General features: G+C 68.2%; 13 protein-coding genes. 6 read left to right on the forward strand and 7 right to left on the reverse strand.

What is annotated here, in order from left to right:
- Positions 1-54 precede the first annotated feature (54 nt).
- The 3 genes from ACL03I_RS01505 (at position 55) to ACL03I_RS01515 (ending at position 3,875) form a co-directional block, all read left to right on the forward strand.
- Positions 55-1,413: a S1 family peptidase gene (locus tag ACL03I_RS01505; RefSeq protein WP_355071471.1), complete on the forward strand. Its 1,359-nt coding sequence runs from the start codon at positions 55-57 to the stop codon at positions 1,411-1,413.
- Between the two features lie 175 nt (positions 1,414-1,588).
- Positions 1,589-2,851, forward strand: a complete 1,263-nt coding sequence (locus ACL03I_RS01510; RefSeq protein ID WP_355071469.1) for a S1 family peptidase — start codon at positions 1,589-1,591, stop codon at positions 2,849-2,851.
- Positions 2,852-2,987: 136 nt separating this feature from the next.
- Positions 2,988-3,875 carry an NRDE family protein gene (locus tag ACL03I_RS01515; protein ID WP_364424709.1) on the forward strand — a complete coding sequence of 296 codons (888 nt, stop codon included), beginning with the start codon at positions 2,988-2,990 and terminating at the stop codon, positions 3,873-3,875.
- Positions 3,876-3,946: 71 nt separating this feature from the next.
- Here ACL03I_RS01515 and ACL03I_RS01520 read toward each other — a convergent pair whose 3' ends face one another.
- A complete protein-coding gene (locus ACL03I_RS01520) occupies positions 3,947-4,663 on the reverse strand; it encodes a hypothetical protein (protein ID WP_355071465.1) in 717 nt (238 codons plus the stop codon).
- Positions 4,664-5,123: 460 nt separating this feature from the next.
- Here ACL03I_RS01520 and ACL03I_RS01525 point away from each other — a divergent pair, with 460 nt between their 5' ends.
- The gene (locus ACL03I_RS01525) at positions 5,124-8,246 is read left to right on the forward strand and encodes a (Fe-S)-binding protein (RefSeq protein ID WP_412804939.1); all 3,123 of its coding nucleotides are present in this window, start codon (positions 5,124-5,126) and stop codon (positions 8,244-8,246) included.
- 162 nt (positions 8,247-8,408) lie between these two features.
- Here ACL03I_RS01525 and ACL03I_RS01530 read toward each other — a convergent pair whose 3' ends face one another.
- The 3 genes from ACL03I_RS01530 to ACL03I_RS01540 form a co-directional block, all read right to left on the reverse strand.
- Complete coding sequence (locus tag ACL03I_RS01530; protein ID WP_355071461.1) at positions 8,409-9,557, reverse strand: acyl-CoA dehydrogenase family protein; 1,149 nt, start codon at positions 9,555-9,557, stop codon at positions 8,409-8,411.
- Positions 9,557-10,786: an acyl-CoA dehydrogenase family protein gene (locus ACL03I_RS01535; protein ID WP_412804940.1), complete on the reverse strand. Its 1,230-nt coding sequence runs from the start codon at positions 10,784-10,786 to the stop codon at positions 9,557-9,559. The genes ACL03I_RS01530 and ACL03I_RS01535 overlap by 1 nt, the downstream gene beginning before the upstream one ends.
- Positions 10,787-10,935: 149 nt before the next feature.
- Entirely contained in the window at positions 10,936-11,472 is a 537-nt protein-coding gene (locus tag ACL03I_RS01540) for a YdcF family protein (RefSeq protein ID WP_412804941.1), read from the reverse strand.
- Between the two features lie 145 nt (positions 11,473-11,617).
- On the opposite strand from ACL03I_RS01540, the gene ACL03I_RS01545 reads away from it, so the two are divergent.
- Together ACL03I_RS01545 and ACL03I_RS01550 are read left to right on the forward strand one after the other, a co-directional pair.
- Positions 11,618-12,940, forward strand: a complete 1,323-nt coding sequence (locus tag ACL03I_RS01545; protein WP_412804942.1) for a UDP-glucose dehydrogenase family protein — start codon at positions 11,618-11,620, stop codon at positions 12,938-12,940.
- A 151-nt stretch (positions 12,941-13,091) separates the two neighbouring features.
- Entirely contained in the window at positions 13,092-14,399 is a 1,308-nt protein-coding gene (locus tag ACL03I_RS01550) for an Hsp70 family protein (RefSeq protein WP_364424719.1), read from the forward strand.
- Positions 14,400-14,450: 51 nt separating this feature from the next.
- Here the strand turns inward: ACL03I_RS01550 and ACL03I_RS01555 are convergent, their stop codons facing one another.
- The 3 genes from ACL03I_RS01555 to ACL03I_RS01565 all read right to left on the reverse strand — a co-directional run bounded on the left by ACL03I_RS01555 (position 14,451) and on the right by ACL03I_RS01565 (position 18,481).
- Complete coding sequence (locus ACL03I_RS01555) at positions 14,451-15,728, reverse strand: YibE/F family protein (protein ID WP_355071451.1); 1,278 nt, start codon at positions 15,726-15,728, stop codon at positions 14,451-14,453.
- Between the two features lie 391 nt (positions 15,729-16,119).
- Positions 16,120-17,373 (reverse strand): pyridoxal phosphate-dependent aminotransferase, encoded by a 1,254-nt coding sequence (locus ACL03I_RS01560; protein WP_355071449.1) that lies wholly within the window; start codon positions 17,371-17,373, stop codon positions 16,120-16,122.
- 100 nt (positions 17,374-17,473) lie between these two features.
- On the reverse strand, positions 17,474-18,481 hold the full coding sequence (locus tag ACL03I_RS01565; RefSeq protein WP_355071447.1) for an XRE family transcriptional regulator: 1,008 nt from the start codon (positions 18,479-18,481) through the stop codon (positions 17,474-17,476).
- Positions 18,482-18,592 lie beyond the last annotated feature (111 nt).

Here is an 18,592-nt window from a genome sequence, read left to right on the forward strand (position 1 = left end):
TTCTGCCCGTGGCCACGGATTTAGCTGGCACGTGCGTGCCGACGAAGGGACTTCATGCGCAAGTTGGTGGCGCGTCGCGCCGCGGTCAAAGCTGTCGCCATCGCATCGACCGTTCTCCTGACTCCCTTGTTCGGCACGACCACCGCCTCGGCGGTACCCGAAGCACCGGCGCAGCTGGCCGCGGACAATCTCCCTCCGGAACTCGTGCAGGCCATCGCGCGGGATCTGAAGATGACCCCGACGGAATACCTGGACCGCGCCGCGCGCGCCCAGCAGCTGCGTGACTACGCGCGCGGATTCCGTTCGGAGCGGCCGGATTCCTACGCGGGCGCCTGGATCGGCGCCGACGGCAAGCCCGTCATGGCGGTCACCTCGCTGGACGCCGCCAAGATCGCCGCGGCCGACGGATACCAGACCCGGCTGGCCCCCGTGTCGGCGGACAGCCTGGAAGGCTCGCTGGTGCAGCTCAACCAGTGGATCACCGGCCTGCCGCGCGAGATCTCGCAGGCGATCAACTCCGTGGCCATCGACTTCCTGAACAGTCAGCTGGTGCTCAGCGTCGCCAACACGCCCGCGGGTCACATGCTCAACCTGCCGACGCTCCTGGCCAACATCAAGGTCATCCTGTCGCCGAACAGCGGCGGACCGGTCGAGCGCAGGCCGATGGGCGGCGACACCTACATCAGTGCACCCGGTTCGCTCCAGGACTCGTCGCTGCGCGCCGTCGACGTGTGCTCGTTCGGGTTCAACAGCGTCGACGCCTCCGGCAACGCGCTGAACATCAGTGCGGGCCACTGTGATCCGAACCTGGGCAAGGGCAACCAGGAGGCGGGCGTCTACCTGCCGAACGTCCGGGACATCCCGGCCAGCCCCGAACTGGGCACCTTCGTGCGCGCCTCGCTGGGCGGACAGTCCGCGCTGGACTACTCGGTGATCAAGCTGAACGAGCGCGCGGTGCGGGCGGGCATGGACCAGCCCTCGGTGCGCGGCGCCAACGGCACGACGCTGGCGATCACCGGCACCGCCGACCCGATCACCGGCGCCCCGGTCTGCAAGTCCGGTCAGTCGTCCACGTTCACCTGCGGCTTCGTCGTCGCCGACCGGGTGGAGACCCAGCTCTACACCGCCGAGGGAGAGAGCAAGACCGTGCGCGGCTTCGCCAGCTCGGCCTGCACGCTCGGCGGCGACAGCGGCGGCGCGATCGTGTCCGGCACGCTGGCGCTCGGCATCACCAGTGGCTCCAACGCCGCGGACGCGCCGAACTGCAACGAGGCCAACGTCGCGCTCGCGCAGTACGGCGGCACCGCGTCCCTCGGCATCCCGATCCGGGCGATCCTGGCCGACATCGACGCCTCCTCCGGCGGCGGAATCGGCAGCGGAATCAGCGTGCGCACCCGGCCGAACGCGAGCTGAGCGCGCACCCGCGTGGTGTGGCGATCGGCATACTCCCGGTCGGAGGGCTATGAGCGAGTCGGGAACCACAAGATGAGTAGGCATCCCGCGTCAAACCCCATATAGTCTGCTCATGCTCCTGCCACGTATAGGACCTCCCCGATCGACTGCGCGACAGACCGTAATCCGAAAGACAGTGATCGCCGCCTCGGCGGCGATACTGCTGTTCGGGCCCACGGCGGCAGTAGCGACGGCTCAACCCGACCATGCTCCCGGTCTGCCCGCCGAGCTGGTCGCCGCGGTGACCCGCGATTTGAAGATCTCGCCCGACGAGTACCTGCACCGCGCGGAGCTGGCGCAGCAGGTCGCCGCGTTCGCCACCACCGCCCAGCGGCAGTACCCGGCCGTGTTCGGCGGCTCCTGGCTGGATGACGCGGGCAAGGCGGTCGTGGCGCTGGCGCAGGGCCCCGGCGCCGACGAGGCGAAGAAGGCCGCGGAGTCGGCCGGTTTCGAGGTCCGTAACGTCGCCAAGAGCGAAGCGGCCCTGCGTGGCGAGAAGAGCGCGTTCGAGCGCTGGCTGGAGGGTCAGCCGGAGTCGGTGCGGTCGCTGGTGCGCGGCGCGGTGGTGGACACCGTGAACAACGCGATCGCGGTCCGCGTGGACCAGGTGGGTCTGCCGATGCCGAACTTCATCGACCCGGCGCGCGTCATCGTGATGGCCCCGCCGGTGGCGGGCGAGCAGGGCACTCTCCAGGCCGGCGACATCGCGGGCGACGCGCGCGGCGCGCTCGCGGGCGGCGACGGCTACGCCTCGGTCGCCGGACGCAGCTCGCTGCGCTGCTCGCTCGGCTTCAACGGCACCGATCGCAACGGCAACACGGTGAACATCACCGCGGGCCACTGCAACCCGGACATCCCGTCCGCGGGTAGCGGCAACGCCGCGGGCGTCTACGAGATGAACGGCGACCGCCTGGGCGCGCAGCTCGGCGTCTTCCAGAAGTCGGTGCTCGGCGAGCAGGACTACTCGATCATCCGGATCAACGACCAGGCCAAGGACCGCTTCGCCAACAACGGCGTTCGTGCGCCCGGCGCGGCTCCGATTCCGGTCGACGGCGTGGCGACCCCGGTGGTCGGCGCTCCGGTGTGCAAGTCCGGTGCGCGCACCGGCTTCAGCTGCGGCGTGGTCAACGCCGTCGACCAGACCGTGCAGGTCGGCGACCGGGAGCTCACCCAGAGCTTCTCGGCCAACATCTGCGCGCTGCCCGGCGACAGCGGCGGCCCGATCGTGACCGGCCGGTTGGCGCTCGGCATCTCCAGCGCGTCGTCGGTGGCCGACTACCCGATCTGCGAGATCCCGAACCTGATCGGCGCGCTCACCGGTAACGTGCCGCAGCTGTTCGCGCAGCCGGTGCACGTGGTGCTCTCCGACAACCCGGGACTGCGCGTCCGCACCAACTGACCGCGGGAACGCGCGAAAGGCCGGCAGCGTCGAGCTGTCGGCCTTTCGCCGTCTCAGGGGCTTTCCACTGCCCTTACGCGGCCCGCAGGGGGAAACGCCACATGGCATGCGGTAGCGGTCCGGCATCCTGGACCGCATGTGTTTGGTGTTGATCGGCTGGCGCGCGCACCCGGAATACCGGTTGATCGTGGCCGCCAACCGGGACGAGTTCTATACCCGGCCGACCGAGTCCATGCGTTGGTGGCCGGAAGCGCCCGGTCTGCTCGCCGGACGCGACACCGGGGCGATCGGCCGGGCGGAGGGCGAACCGCCCGGCACCTGGCTCGGCCTGAGCACCCATCCGCACGCCGACAATCGCTTCGCGGCCGTCACGAACGTGCGAAATCCCGCCGATCAACGTCTCGATGCCCGTTCCCGTGGCGCGCTGCTGATGGATTTTCTGCGCGGCGCGTCCGACCGCGGTCCGGCGGGCGAGTTCCCCGGGCCGGAGAAGTACGTGCTCGACGTCGCCGCGGGACCCGACGACTACAACGGCTACAACTTGGTGGTCTCCGACCTGCGCACGCTGTGGTGGCATTCCAATCGCAGCGCCGCGGAACCGCGCGAACTCGCCGCGGGCTTCCACGGGCTCTCCAACGGCACATTCGTCACGTCGGCTGGTCCGAGCCTGGCGGAAACCGATCTGATCGCTCCACAGCCCATCTGGCCCAAGATCCGGGCGGGTGTGCGCGGACTGCGCGAGGTCGTGCGCACCGAGCCCGGTGCGGTGGACCGCTACTTCGAAGTGCTGGCCGACCGCACCGAAGCCGCTGACGACGAACTTCCGCGCACCGGCGTCCCGTATGAGATGGAGCGGGCGCTGTCGGCCAGGTTCGTCGCGCACACCGTGCACGGGACAAGGGCGAGCACGGTGCTGGTCGTCCGCGAGGACGGGACGTTCGAAATGGTGGAGCGCTCGTTCGGCACGCTGGGCGAGGAACTGGGCGAGAACGTCGTCCGCGGCCTGCTGGATCTGACCGGGTAAACGACCGGCGGCCCGCCCTCCGAAAGGAGAGCGGGCCGCCGAGAATCCGACGAGCGGGTGAGACCGAGGGCTTACTTCGGCTCGCTCGGCTTGTCCGCCCACTTGGTGGTGCCTTCCGGCGCCTGCAGCGTGTTGATCAGGTCGATACCCGCGACAGCGAGCATCGGTCCGCCGACCGCAACGGTGCCGAGGATGCCGCCGATGCCCGCGCCCGCGATCGCGGCCGGGATGCAGCCGACGCCGAGGAACGGCAGGCCGAGGATGCAGCCGATCACCGCACCGCCGATGACGCCGACGGCGGTGCCGAGGAAGCCACCGACGGCGGTCGCGATGCCGAACTGGCTGGCGAACTCGTTCTGCGCGCGCTGGTTCTCGATCGGCGAGGCGATCGGCTGCGCCACGACGTTGACCGCGTTGGCCGGCTTGTCCTTGGGAACGGTGACACCCTGCTCAGGCGTCAGCTCGAGCACCGTGTTGTCTTCCTTCACGATCGGCTTCACCGGGACGACGGTGTCGGCGACCTTGAAGGCGATCGGCAGTGTGAGGACTGCGTTGCCCTGCGAATCCTTGATCCGGTAGACGTCGTCTTCCTTGACGTCCTCGGACGACTTGGCCAGCTCGAATGTTCCCCCCTTGAGCGTCGTCACGACGGTCTTCTCCACCAGCTTGACCGAGTACCGGATCGGGTCGGGCGTAGCAGCGGCCGGCTCGGCATGGGCGGTCCCCAGTCCGATGGTCATCGCACCGATGACCATCGCGGCCGCCGCGGTGGTTCTGCGGAGTTTCAATTCAGTTTCCAATCCATCATCAGGTCGTGCGTTACCGCTGGTCTTCAGCACGCGAGAGCTCTGTACAGCAAATCCGGGTGGTCGGCTCCGGATCCTCCCCGAGCGGTGTGAAGACGGTCGTGGCAATCAGAACGTCGTGAGCCTAATAGAACGCCGCGTTTTAAGCGAGATCCCTTATCAGGCATGGGGACTAAGCCAATCCTTACCGACTGGACGGAATGCTTCGCCGTTTACGGTGGTGGTCGACCACTCGCCAGCGCGATCTGGGCAATTTACTGTGACATTCATCACAGGTAAATAGAGGGTCAAGCCCCAGCATATGGGGCTATAGCCCAAAAGCCCGATCGTACGATGGACATGGTTGTTACTGGCGGGTAACTTTCTGCCGGTTAGGATACGAGCCAACCGAGGCGGTAGCAGAACCAGCCGCGCTCGTTGTGCCTCTAAAGAAAGGTCGCACATGAATGCCCTGACAGTGACGCTGGGCACGATTGGGGCGGCGCTCAGCCTCCTGTGTTGGGCGTCGTTCATCGGCGGCGTCCGCAATATCGCGCGCGCCATCATGATCGGACAGCCCGCGCCGGACCGTTGGCGGCCCTTCTTTCCGCGCTTCAAGCAGATGCTCGTGGAGTTCATCGCGCACACGCGGATGAACAAATTCCGCACCGTCGGCTGGGCGCACTGGCTGGTGATGATCGGCTTTATCGGCGGAGCCATGCTGTGGTTCGAGGCGTACGGGCAGACGTTCGACCCCGCGTTCCACTGGCCGATCATCGGCAACCTGGCGATCTACCACCTGTGGGACGAGATCCTGGGCATCGGCACCGTGGTCGGCATCCTCACGCTGATCATCCTGCGGCAGCTCAACCACCCGCGTCTGCCGGAGCGCCTTTCCCGGTTCAGCGGTTCCAAGTTCGGCCCGGCCTACGTCATCGAGGCGATCGTGCTGCTCGAGGGCCTCGGCATGATCTTCGTGAAGGCGGGCAAGATCGCCGCCTACGGCCACTCCGACCCGGCCACCGACTTCTTCACCATGCAGGTGGCGAAGCTGCTGCCCGCGAACACCACGATGGTGGCGCTGTTCGCTTTCGTGAAGCTGATGTCCGGCATGGCGTTCCTGTACTACGTCGGCCGCAATGTCACCTGGGGCGTGGCCTGGCACCGGTTCTCCGCGTTCTTCAACATCTACTTCAAGCGTGAGGACGACGGCGGCGTCGCGCTGGGCCCGGCCAAGCCGATGATGTCGAAGGGCAAGCCGGTCGACATGGAGACCGCCGACCCCGACACCGACACCTTCGGCGCGGGCCGGATCGAGGACTTCTCCTGGAAGGGCTGGCTGGACTTCACCACCTGCACCGAGTGCGGTCGCTGCCAGTCGCAGTGCCCCGCCTGGAACACCGGCAAGCCGCTGTCGCCGAAGCTGCTGATCATGTCGCTGCGCGACCACGGGTACGCCAAGGCCCCCTACCTGCTGGCCGGTGGCCGCAAGGACATGGGTGGCGACGAGGTCGGCCTGGTCGACGCCGAGGGCAACCCGAACGAAGCGAAGCTCGCCAAGATCTCGGAGGCCGCCAAGGCCGAGGCCGAGCGGCCGCTGGTCGGCGGCGAGGACGTGGGCGGCATCATCGATCCCGAGGTGCTGTGGAGCTGCACCACCTGCGGCGCGTGCGTCGAGCAGTGCCCGGTGGACATCGAGCACGTCGACCACATCATCGACATGCGCCGCTATCAGGTGCTGATCGAGTCCGAGTTCCCGTCCGAGCTCGCGGGCCTGTTCAAGAACCTGGAGAACAAGGGCAACCCCTGGGGCCAGAACGCCAAGGACCGGCTCAACTGGATCAACGAGCTCGATTTCCAGATCCCGGTCTTCGGCCAGGACGCCGACAGCTTCGACGGCTACGAGTACCTGTTCTGGGTCGGCTGCGCGGGCGCCTACGAGGACCGCGCCAAGAAGACCACCAAGGCGGTCGCCGAACTGCTGGCCACCGCGGGCGTGAGATTCATGGTGCTCGGCGCGGAGGAGACCTGCACCGGCGACTCCGCTCGCCGCGCGGGTAACGAGTTCCTGTTCCAGCAGCTGGCCCAGCAGAACATCGAGCTGCTGAACTCGGTGTTCGAGGGCGTCGAGGATCGCAAGAAGAAGATCGTCGTCACCTGTGCGCACTGCTTCAACGCGCTGAACAACGAGTACCCGCAGGTCGGGGGCAACTACGAGGTCGTGCACCACACTCAGCTGCTCAACCGCCTGGTGCGGCAGAAGCAGCTGGTCCCGGTGGCCTCGGTGTCGCAGAACGTCACCTACCACGACCCTTGCTACCTGGGTCGGCACAACAAGATCTACAACGCGCCGCGTGAGCTGATGGCCGCGTCCGGCTCCAACCTGGTCGAGATGCCCCGGCACGGCGAGCGATCCATGTGCTGTGGCGCCGGTGGCGCCCGGATGTGGATGGAGGAGCAGCTCGGCAAGCGCGTCAACATCGACCGCGTGGACGAGGCGCTGACCACCTCGCCCGCGAAGATCGCGACCGGCTGCCCGTTCTGCCGCGTGATGCTGACCGACGGCGTCACCGCGCGCCAGGAGAAGGGTGAGGGCGAAGGCGTCGAGGTGGTGGACGTCGCCCAGCTGATGCTGGACGCCATCGAGCGCGTCGAGCCCGCGGTGCTGACCGAGAACCTGACCGTCATCCAGGAGCCGAAGGCGCCCGAGGTGGAGCCCGAACCGGAGCCGGAGCCCGAACCCGCCCCGGCCGCCGAAGCTCCCGCCAAGGCCGCGCCGACCGGCGGCGGTCTGGCCATGAAGGGCCCGGCGAAAGCGCCCGGTGGCGGCGGTCTCGCCATGAAGGGCCCGGCCAAGGCACCCGGTGGCGGACTCGGCATGAAGGGTGCGGCCAAGGCGCCCGGCGCCAAGGCCCCCGCCGCGGAAACGGCGGAGGCCGAGGCCACGTCGGCGCCTGCCGCTCCGGTCAAGGGTCTTGCCATGAAGGGCCCCGCGAAGGCGCCCGGTGGTCTGGGGATGAAGGGCGGAGCCAAGGCACCCGGCGCCAAGGCCGCTGCGGCGCCCGCCGCCGAAGCCCCGGCCGAGGCTCCCGCGACCGAAGCCCCCGCGGCCAAGCCGGCCAAGGGATTGGGCATGAAGGGCGGCGCGAAGGCGCCCGGTGGTGGTCTCACCATGAAGGGCGCGGCCAAGGCTCCCGGCGCGAAGGCCCCGGCAGCCGAGGCAACGGCCGTCGAGACGGCTACGGAACCGGCCGAAGCCACGACCGCAGCCGCGCCGACCGAGACCAAGCCCACGGTGCCCGCCAAGGGTCTGGCCATGAAGTCGGGCTTCAAGCGGCCCGGCCCCAAGGCCCCCGGCAAGGCAACCCCGGCACCGGCCCCGAAGGATGCGGCTCCCACCGAGCCGGCTCCGGTGGAGCAGGCCCCCGCCGCGGAAGCCCCTGCGGCAAAGCCCGAACCCGCCGCCGAACCGGAGCAGACCAACGGTGCGAGCGGCAACGGCGCACCCGAAGTCGCGCCGCCCAGCGCCAAGCCCGGCGGTCTCGGCTTCAAGGCCGGTGCGAAAGCGCCGGGCCGCAAGAGCTGAGCCCACAACAACTCCATACCGACATCGGCCGGGTCCGGGAACGGACCCGGCCGAGTCACATCAGGAGCAGGTAGGCGCTAGGAGCAAGCCAAAGCGGTGAAACGGCCCAGAACCCGCCCGACCGGTCCGGCCGGGGTTGCGGGTCCCGGCCGGAGACTCGAACTACGGCCTGGTCAGTGCCGCGTAGCGAGCGAGATGTTCGTCGGTGGAGCCGAATTCGTGCTCGATCACGGTGAGGCGCTTGAAGTAGTGGCCGATGGCCAGCTCTTCGGTCATGCCCATCGCGCCGTGGAGTTGCACGGCGTTCTGCCCGATGAACCGCGCCGCCCTGGCGACGGTGACCTTCGCCGCCGAGACGGCGCGGGCCCGGTCGCCTGCGGAGGCGCGCAGGGAATGGACGACCAGGTGGACCGCCGCGATGGCCTGCTCGAGTTCGATGTACATGTCGACCATGCGATGTTGCAGCACCTGGAAGCTGCCGATCGGCTGGCCGAACTGCTCGCGCTGCTTGGCGTAGTCGATGGTGTCGGCGAGCACTTTGCGCATGCAGCCGACCGCCTCGGCGCAGATCGCCGCGGTCGCTTCCGCGATGGTCGGCTCGATGACCGTCCAGCCGTCGGACTCCGTGCCGAGCAGCGCGTCGGAGGGCAGACGCAAGCCGGTGAACACGAGATCGGCGGCGGTCCGGTCGTCGATGGTGCGGTAGGCGTGCACCTCGACTCCGGCGGGCGGAGCGCTCGCGTCGAATTCGAGCCGGAACAGCGAGATACCTGCCTCGTCGCGTCGTTCGCCGGATGTGCGCGCGGTGATCACCAGGTCGGTGGCCAGCGGTGCGCTGGTCACCACGGTCTTCGCGCCGTCGAGCACCCAGGTGTCGCCGTCGCGGCGGGCGGTGGTCGACACGTCGTGCAAAGCGTGTCCCGATGACGGTTCCAGCGCGGCGAACGCGATGCGCGCGTCACCGGACACGATCCGGCGCAGCACGGCGTCGGCCTGCTCGCCACCGGAACGCTCGAGCAGACCGGCGCCGAGCACGACCGTGTCCACGAACGGCTCGACCACCAGTGCACGGCCGAGTTCCTCGGCGATCACCATGAGTTCGACGGGGCCGCCGCCGGTGCCGTCCACCCGCTCGGGCAGGGTCGCGCCGAGGATGCCGAGTTCGTCGGCGAATCCGCGCCAGATCGCGGGCTGCCAGCCCGTCTCCGATTTCGCCGACGCGCGGCTCTTCTCCAGGTCGTAGCGGGCGCCGAGATATCCGGCGATCGCGGAGCGGAGCATTTCCTGCTCGTCGGTAAGCGTGAAGTCCATCAGAGTCCCAATGCTGCTTTGGCGAGGATGTTTCGCTGAATCTCGTTGCTGCCCGCGTAGATCGAGCCCGCTCGGTCGTTGAAGTACTTCAGCGGCGCGACGGCCTGCCAGTCCGCGCCGCTGCGGTAGCCGTCGGCGGGCGGCGTGAACTGGGCGATCGGGCCACCCGGCTTGGTGGCGTGCGGCTGGTAGACGCGACCGCGCGGGCCCGCGGCCTCCAGCGCCAGCTCGGTAAGCTTCTGGCTGAGTTCGGTGCCGAGGATCTTCAGGATGGAGGACGCCGGGCCCGGGTTCTTCCCCTGCGCCATCGCGGAAATCGTGCGGTATTCCAGGATTTCGAGCACCTCGGTGCGGATCCGCAAGTCCGCCAGCTTCGCCGCGAACGCGCGGTCGTCGATCAGCGGGTTGCCGTCCGGGCCGGGCTGCCGCGCCGCTTCGGCGGCGATGTCCTGGGCCATGACCTGCAGCCACGGCGCGGCCGCTCCGCCCCGCTCGTGCACCAGCAGGTACTTCGCGACGGTCCACCCGTCATCGATCCGGCCGAGCACATTGGTCTTCGGCACTCGCACGCTGTCGAAGAAGACCTGGTTCTGCACCTGCTCGCCCGAGGTCATCACCAGCGGCCGGATCTCGATGCCCGGCGCGGTCATGTCGATCAGCAGGAACGTGATGCCCTGTTGTTTCTTACCCGTGCGCGAGGTGCGCACGAGGCAGAAGATCCAGTTCGCCTCGGTGGCGTGGGTGGTCCAGATCTTGCTGCCGGTGCATACGAAGTCCTCGCCGTCGTCGACGGCGGCCATGGCCAGCGCGGCCAGGTCCGATCCGGCCTCGGGCTCGGAGTAGCCCTGGCAGAAGAAGACCTCGCCGGTGAGGATGCGCGGCAGATAGAACGCCTTCTGTTCCGGGGTGCCGAACGCGATGATGGCCGGGGCCACCATCCTGATGCCCATCGGCGACAGCGCGGGTGCGCCGGCCAGCGCCGATTCCCGCTGGAAGATGTAGTGCTGGGTCAGGCTCCAGTCGCATCCGCCGTGTTCCACCGGCCAGGCGGGCGCCGCCCAGCCGCGCTCGTGCAGGATGCGCTGCCATTCCGTGCTCGCCTCGTGGTCGGGATACACGCTCGTCGCCAAGCGCCCGGCCCGCCGCAACTCCGGCGTCAGCTTCGCGTCGAGGAATCCGCGCACCTCGTCCCGAAACGCCAGATCCTCCGCTGACCAGTCGTAATCCATCTGCCCTCCCGGAGGGTGTGCACCGTTGCTTCCCTGGCGACCATCCCGCCACCACGCGACAGAATGTACGGCCGCCTCTTTCACCGAGTCAAACTGAAGTCATATGCCAGCACATCCTCAACCTGGTGCGACCGGCACTCCCGAGTGCTTCAGCAGTCCTCGAAGAAGGCCTTCAGGTAGCCCACCGATTGGTAGACGTAGTCGTAGGCCCAGCGGGGGATGGAGAGGGCGGGTTCGGGATCGATGAAGAGGAGTTCTCCGTCCCAGCACCTTTGCAAGACGTAGCGGGCTCGAGAGATATGGGGGGTGAAGGTGACGACGATGACCCGGTGCCAATTGTGGGCGCGGGCGAGGCGGGCGAGTTCGCGGCCCTCGCCGCGGGTGGTGCGGGGAGACGGGTCGAAGCACTGCACCTCGAAGCTGTAGCCGCCGTGACAGATGCGGTTCAGCATGGCGCTGTTCTCATAGGGATTGGAGAACACCACCCGTGGCGCGAATCCCTCACGCGCCAAGCGCAGGCCCAGCTGTTCGCGTCCGTCGTGCGCACCGCCGAGCACGAGAACGGCGTCCGCCCGCGCGGGCGGATCGATCCGCGGACGCACGTAGACCGGCCACAGCGCCACCGCGGCGACCACTACCACCAGACCGGCACAGAGCCCGGTCCAGGCCAACCGACGACGTCGCACAGGCCGATGCTAGCCGGGTGCCGCGCGAGCATCACGCCAGGTCACGGCGTCCGGATCAGCGATGTCGCCGCATGTACACCTGCTGTTGCCCGGACCCTTGCCTCGCTGACGTGGCGTGGCCATCGGCGGGGCTTACCAATCGATCATGCGATGCACAGTCTTCGGAACCGGGTATCTCGGGGCCACGCACGCGGCGTGCATGGCCGAACTCGGGCACGACGTCATCGGAGTGGACGTGGACCCGGGCAAGGTCGCGAAGCTGTCCGACGGAGTGGTGCCGTTCTACGAACCGGGCCTGGAGGATGTGCTTCGTCGCAACCTCGATGCGGGCCGACTGCGGTTCACCACCTCCTACGCCGAGGCGGCCGCACACGCCGATGTGCATTTCCTCGGTGTGGGCACGCCGCAGAAGAAGGGTGAGTACGCCGCCGACTTGAAATACGTGCACGCGGTGGTGGATACCCTCGCCCCGCTACTGGAACGTCCCTCGGTGATCATCGGCAAGTCGACGGTTCCGGTCGGCACGGCGGACGCGCTGGGAGCCCGCGCTCGCGCGCTGAGTTCCACCGACGTCGAGGTGGCGTGGAATCCGGAATTCCTCCGAGAAGGCTTCGCGGTCAAGGACACCCTGCGGCCGGACCGATTGGTCCTCGGAGTCGACCGGGAGCGCGCCGCCGCCGGGTGGGTCGAGGATCTGGTGCGCGAGATCTACGCCGACCTCATCGCCGCCGAGGTCCCGTTCCTGCTCACCGACCTGGCCACAGCGGAATTGGTGAAGGTCTCGGCGAACGCCTTTCTGGCGACGAAGATCTCGTTCATCAACGCGGTGTCGGAGGTCTGCGAAGCGACCGGCGCCGACGTGACCATGCTGGCCGACGTCCTCGGCTACGACGCGCGCATCGGCCGTCGGTTCCTCAACGCCGGACTGGGTTTCGGCGGCGGATGTCTGCCGAAGGACATCCGGGCGTTCATGGCCCGCTCCGGCGAACTCGGCGCCGACCACGCCGTCGCCTTCCTGCGCGAGGTGGACAACATCAATATGCGCCGACGGACCAAGGTGGTCGACATGGCCGCCCGCGCCTGCGGCGGCTCACTGCTCGGGGCCAACGTGGCGGTACTCGGCGCGGCTTTCAAACCGGAATCCGACGACGTCCGCGACTCGCCCGCGTTGAACGTGGCGGGCATGATCCAGCTGCACGGCGCCGTGGTGACCGTCTACGATCCCAAGGCGCTGGAGAATTCGCGCCGGGTGTTCCCCACCCTGAACTACGCGACCTCGGTCACCGAGGCGTGCGAACGCGCCGACGTGGTGCTCGTGCTCACCGAGTGGGACGAATTCACCGCGCTGCGCCCGCAAGACCTGGACCGGGTGGTGCGTGCCCGCTCGATCATCGACGGCCGGAACTGTCTCAATCGTGCCACCTGGAGAGCAGCCGGATGGGTGTACGCGGGACTCGGTACACCGTAGAGTTGCGGAGCGAGGCGGGCTACTGCCAGACAGACGACCAGTCCTGCCTTAAGCACAGCTGATCGCCGACGGTAGGGTCCGTCCAGCGGGTCTCCGCCGACGGACGGCGCAGGCTCGCATGTCGTGAAGTGTGAAACGAGATGGGCAGCTGATGAGTTCGGTACTGGGAGTTTCGGTGGGGGCCGGCGCTGTCCGTATGGCGCGACCACACGCCGGAAACCCCCACGGGCATGTCTCCCCGCATTCCTTCGATCTGCAGACCATTCCGGTCGTCGACCAAAGCATGGAAGAGTTGGCGGCAGAGGCCATCGGAGTCACCCTGGAGGCCACGCCGGGTATCGGCGCCACCGCCATCGCCTACCGCAGTGAGCAGCACGCCCGCGCCATTCGCGCCGCCATGGCGCGTCAGCAGCTGACCAATTACGAACTCGTGCCCGAGATCGCGGCCGCACTCGAGTTCGCCCAGGCCACCGGCGATATCCGGGGTATCTCCTCGCTGGTCGTCTACGACCTGGGCAGTTCGGGCCTGACGGTAAGCGTGGTCGACACGCAGACCCGTGAGGTCCGGCACAGCGAGCGCACCAGCGACATCAGCGGCGACTATCTCGACTCGTTGATCCGGGAGCAGCAGATCGCCTCGGGGCGAATCGCGCACCCGCCGAACGCCGCGGGCCTGGCCGCGCTGGACGCGCTGTGCCGCGAGGCCAAAGAGCAGCTCACCACCAACACCGCGGTGGCGCTGCCGAGCGAGCAGGGTTTGGTGCTGCTCGCGCAGGAGAACTTCGAATCGCTGATCATGCTGGCCATCGAGTCGTCGGCGCGCATGGCGCGCGACGTGATCGTGCGCTCGGACCGCCCGGTGCACGGCGTGCTCGCGATCGGCGGTTGCGCCCGGATCCCGTTGGTGGCCAAGGTGCTCGAACGCTGGATGGGCGTGCCCGTCATCGTGCCGGACAGCCCGGAGACCGTGATGGCTCGCGGCGCCGCGCTGCTGGCCAGACCGGTCCGCAAGGAAACGCCGACGGCGGGCGCCACGCTGGACGACGAGCTGTCACCCGCATGGTTGTCGGCTCCGACCCAGCGCGGCAAGCGTGAGATCAGCGGTGCGGTGCTGACCGTCAGCGCGCTGGCCGTGGTCGCCGCGATCGGGCTCGGCCTCGGTTACGGACCGCAGGTGCTGGAACGGGATTCACACACCAGCGAAGGATCACCGTCGCTGTCGCCCACCACCACACCGCGCACGACCAGCTTGGACCCGCAGATTGCGGTCGCGCCGGGCACCACGGAATCGCCCGCGCACGAGTCGCTCGCCGCGCCGCCGCCGAACCGGAGGCAGACCACCAGCGAGGCGCCGCCGACACCCGGCCCGAACACCATCGTCGTGCCGGGCCTTCCGCCGATCGTGGTTCCCACGATCCCGCCGGAGGTCTTCCCCTTCCCTCCGCCGCCGCAGCGCTGAGCCGGGCGGCCGCGCCGCACAACTCCTGACGAGACGGGAAACGAGGGGAGTTCAGACCCTCGCGTGCCGTGCGCGACGCGGGCGCGGCGCGGGGGTTGGTTCCTTGGTCGTGAACGGGCGGGCCAGCAGCACAGCGATGCCGGTGGTCAACGGCACCGAGAGCGCCAGCGCGATACCGCCGACCGCCGAGCGCGCGATCTCGATGGCAACGGCGTCACCGGTCAGCACGTCGCGGATGGACCGCCCCGCCACGCTGAACAGCAGCAACAGCGGCAGCGCCCCACCGGCGTAGGCGAGCACCAGCGTGTAGACGGTACTGGCGATGTGGTCGCGCCCCACGCGCATGGCGGCGGCGAAAACCTCGCGCCGGGAGGCCGACCGGTCGATGGCGGCCAGCTCGAACGCGGCGGACGCCTGGGTGATGGTGACGTCGTTGAGCACACCGAGCGAACCGATGATGAATCCGGCCAGCAGCAATCCGGTGATACTGACGTGCTCGATGTAGGTCGCGACGTTCGTGTTCTGCTCTTCGGAAAGGCCGGTGAGATGGGTCATCTCGATGGTGAGCCAGGACAACGCGGCGGCGAGCAACATCGAGGTCAGCGTGCCGAGCAGCGCCGAACTGGTGCGCAGGTTCACCCCGTGCGCCAGATACAGCACCGCGTACAGGATCAGGGCGCCCGCGACCAAGGCGACCGGGATCGCCGGTTTGCCGTCCAGCAGGGCGGGCAGCAGGAACAGCACCAGGACGGCGAAGGCGAACACCAGGCCCAGCAGCGCGCGGACGCCACGCCAGCGCGCCACCGCGATGATCACCACGACGAAAGCCACCACGATCAGCGTGAGCGGCAGCCCGCGCGAGTAGTCCTCGAACGAGTACAGCGGCGTCCCGCTGGGATCGGTCTGGCGGACCAGCCGCAGTTCGTCACCGGCGTGCAGGTCGGGTTGCCCTGGGCCCGGTGCGATTTCCAGCAGCGTGCGGTTGCCCTTGTGCGGTCCGGATTCGATCGAGATCAGGCTGCGCTGGCAGGTGTAGGCGTTGTTGCGCGGCGGTTCGGGCTTGTCGACGAAGACCTTGCCCAGTGAAGAGCTGCCGCACGGCCCGATGTCCTGCAGCACTACGGTGCCCGCCTCGGTCTGTACCGCGCCGCCGCCCGCGTTCTGCATCGGCAGCGGGATATCGATGTGCTGCTTGCTCGGCCACAGCGCGATCGCGCCGATGACGACGACGATCCCGATGGCGGTGAGCAGCCCGATGACCACGCGCGCCGCGGTCGCGCCGATCGCGATCGGTCCCGAATGATCGTGGTGATGGTGGTGGTCGCTCACCGCGCTCCTCTGTCCGATGTGTTTGCGCCCGGAGCGAGCCTAAAGGATTTCATTTTCAAGACCGTCGCGGCGGTTACCTAACACAGCGGAGACGCGGTTGATGTGAACCGATCACGGGAAAAAAGGAGTTAGAGGGGGGCGGCGGAGAGCAGGGGGATGTCTCCGCCGCCCGCAGGGCAGGCGGCCCAGGGGGGTAGGCGGCCTAACCCGAGGTCGGATATGCCCAGGGGGGGTAGGCAATCCGACCGGGCACTCTGAGTGCCGAGGACCACTGTACACAAAAGTACTTCTTTTGCGCTAGCTAGTCGCCAAATCCGACGGGTATCCGTACATCGAGTTTGTTTCCGGGCCAGAAGCGGGGCGATTATATTGTCCAGCTCCGGGCTTCCCGCTACTGGCGATAGCTGGACAGGAAGTTGCCGAAGCGTTCGATCGCGACCGCGAGATCGCGGGCCCAGGGCAGTGTGACGATCCGCAGGTGGTCGTGGCGCGGCCAGTTGAAGCCGGTGCCCTGCACCATCAGGATCTTCTCCTGCAGCAGCAGATCCAGGATCAGCTTGGAGTCGTCGTGGATCTCGTACACATTCGGATCCAGCTTCGGGAACGCGTAGAGCGCGCCCTTCGGCTTCACGCACGACACGCCGGGGATCATGTTCAACCGCTCCCAGGCGACGTCGCGCTGTTCGAGCAGCCGCCCGCCGGGCAGGATCAGGTCCTCGATGCTCTGATGACCGCCGAGCGCGACCTGAATCGCGTGCTGCGCGGGCACGTTCGGACACAACCGCGAGGAGGCGAGCAGGTCGATGCCCTCCAGGAACCCGGCCGCGTGCTCCTTCGGGCCCGTGATCGCCAGCCAACCCGACCGGTAACCCGCGACCCGGTAGGCCTTGGACAGCCCGTTGAAGGTCAGGCACAGCAGGTCGGGCGCCACGGTGGCCAGCGAGATGTGCTTGGCGTCGTCGTAGAGGATCTTGTCGTAGATCTCGTCGGCGAGCAGCAACAGCTGATGCTTGCGAGCCAGGTCGGCGATCTGCTGGAGCACTTCGGCGGAGTACACCGCGCCGGTGGGGTTGTTCGGGTTGATCACCAGCAGCGCTTTGGTCTTGTCGGTGATCTTCGATTCGATGTCGGCGATATCGGGCTGCCAGCCGTTGGCCTCGTCACACAGGTAGTGCACCGGCGTGCCGCCCGCCAGGCTGGTCATGGCGGTCCACAGCGGGTAGTCCGGCGCCGGGATCAGCACCTCGTCGCCGTTGTCCAGCAGGGCCTGCATGGTGATGGTGATCAGCTCGGATACGCCGTTGCCGAGGTAGACGCCGTCCACGTCCAGCTCGGGGAAGCCGGGCACGAGTTCGTAGCGGGTCACGATCGCGCGCCGCGCGGAGAGGATGCCTTTGGATTCGGAGTAGCCCTGGGCATACGGCAGCGCCGCGATGATGTCGCGCATGATCACGTCGGGCGCCTCGAACCCGAACGGGGCGGGGTTGCCGATATTCAGTTTGAGGATGCGGTGGCCCTCGGCCTCCAGCCGTGCCGCGTGCGCGTGTACCGGTCCACGGATCTCGTAGACGACGTTCTGCAGCTTCGTGGACTGCTCCAGAACACGCGGGGGATGGTGCGGATGCTGAGGACTCACCCGTCCCATGGTGCCATCCGTCGCAACTGGATAAACCGCCTGTCCGAGCTCTCCACGGGCCGCCACGCCCACGACGGCGGCCGCGGCCCCGCCGGGTGTGACGCGTCACTCAATGGGCCGCGCCGGGCGGGATCCCCTTGGCCGCCGTCGACCCGCAGAATTCCTCGATCCGCTCGTCCAGCCTGCGCGCCTCGACCGAGTCGCGGAAAGCCGGAGCCGCGATCCGCCTGCGCACACCGGTCAACCGCTCCTCGAGCTGCGCGATGCGCTTGGCCTCGTCGAGGCCGAGCACCGGCTGCAGCGCCTCGGCCGCGCCGTCCAGGCTGCCGTTGATCAGGTGGGCAGCCGCGCAGTCGACCCTGGCAAGCGCCTCCGCGCCGTAGGAACGCTGTTCGGACGGGCCGTTCGAATAGAGTTCGATGGCCCGCTGGGTGGCGCCGAGCGCGGGCTCCGCCTGACCGAGGTGGATGTAGGTGGCGCCAGCGTAGTAGTTGGCCTTGGCCTCGTTGAACCCGAAGACGCCGCCCACCTCGTCGTGCAGCGTGTCGGTCGCGGCGATCTCGCGCGCGTCGTCGGCCGCCCGCACGCAGCGATCGGTGTCGGCGGCGCTGCCAAGCGCCGACCAGATGCGCGCCTCGATATTGAGCAGTCGCACCTGCGCGGTCGCGGATTCCGCGAACTCCTGCCCGCTCTGGGCGAGCTGGACCGCCCGGCGCGGCCGCTGCGACCAGTACTCGATCAGCGCGTGCATGCCGCGGGTCCAGGCCCGAAGCCCGTTGTGCCCGCACAACTCCGCGTAGGCCCATGCGGCCCGGACCTGCTCGCCCGCCGCGTCGTAGTAGCCGAGATCGGTGCTGGCGTTGGCGAGCAGGCCCGAGAGGGTGCCCGCCAAAAGATACAGATGACCGGTATCGGCGGGCCGCTGATGGCCTTCCAGCAACCGATACACCCGGCGCCGCACCCGCACCATTTCCACCATCATCGGCACCGGCGGAATGCGCACGTAGTCGTTCGCGATGCGCACGACATCCGCGTCGAGCTGGTCCAAAGTGCTCGCACCGACATTGGTGCTCTCGGCCTTGCCGGCGTGCTCGCTGGCCTCGTGGGCAGCCGCCATGATCAGATCCCTCTCCGAAATCGCTGCCAACGCAGCACCTCTCATCGCACCGGCGTCTATGAGAGCCAAAAGGTCCGCGTCGCTCGAATAATGAACGCGCGCCGAGGCGTC

Source organism: Nocardia sichangensis (assembly GCF_047200615.1).
Lineage (GTDB): Bacteria > Actinomycetota > Actinomycetes > Mycobacteriales > Mycobacteriaceae > Nocardia > Nocardia sichangensis.

Bases quoted from the DNA above. Each gene is read 5' to 3' on its own strand.
- ACL03I_RS01505 (WP_355071471.1), top strand. From the start codon at position 55: ATGCGCAAGTTGGTGGCGCGTCGCGCCGCGGTCAAAGCTGTCGCCATC.
- ACL03I_RS01515 (WP_364424709.1), top strand. From the start codon at position 2,988: ATGTGTTTGGTGTTGATCGGCTGGCGCGCGCACCCGGAATACCGGTTG.
- ACL03I_RS01525 (WP_412804939.1), top strand. From the start codon at position 5,124: ATGAATGCCCTGACAGTGACGCTGGGCACGATTGGGGCGGCGCTCAGC.
- ACL03I_RS01530 (WP_355071461.1), bottom strand. From the start codon at position 9,557: ATGGACTTCACGCTTACCGACGAGCAGGAAATGCTCCGCTCCGCGATC.
- ACL03I_RS01535 (WP_412804940.1), bottom strand. From the start codon at position 10,786: ATGGATTACGACTGGTCAGCGGAGGATCTGGCGTTTCGGGACGAGGTG.
- ACL03I_RS01545 (WP_412804942.1), top strand. From the start codon at position 11,618: ATGCGATGCACAGTCTTCGGAACCGGGTATCTCGGGGCCACGCACGCG.
- ACL03I_RS01550 (WP_364424719.1), top strand. From the start codon at position 13,092: ATGAGTTCGGTACTGGGAGTTTCGGTGGGGGCCGGCGCTGTCCGTATG.
- ACL03I_RS01560 (WP_355071449.1), bottom strand. From the start codon at position 17,373: ATGGGACGGGTGAGTCCTCAGCATCCGCACCATCCCCCGCGTGTTCTG.
- ACL03I_RS01565 (WP_355071447.1), bottom strand. From the start codon at position 18,481: ATGGCGGCTGCCCACGAGGCCAGCGAGCACGCCGGCAAGGCCGAGAGC.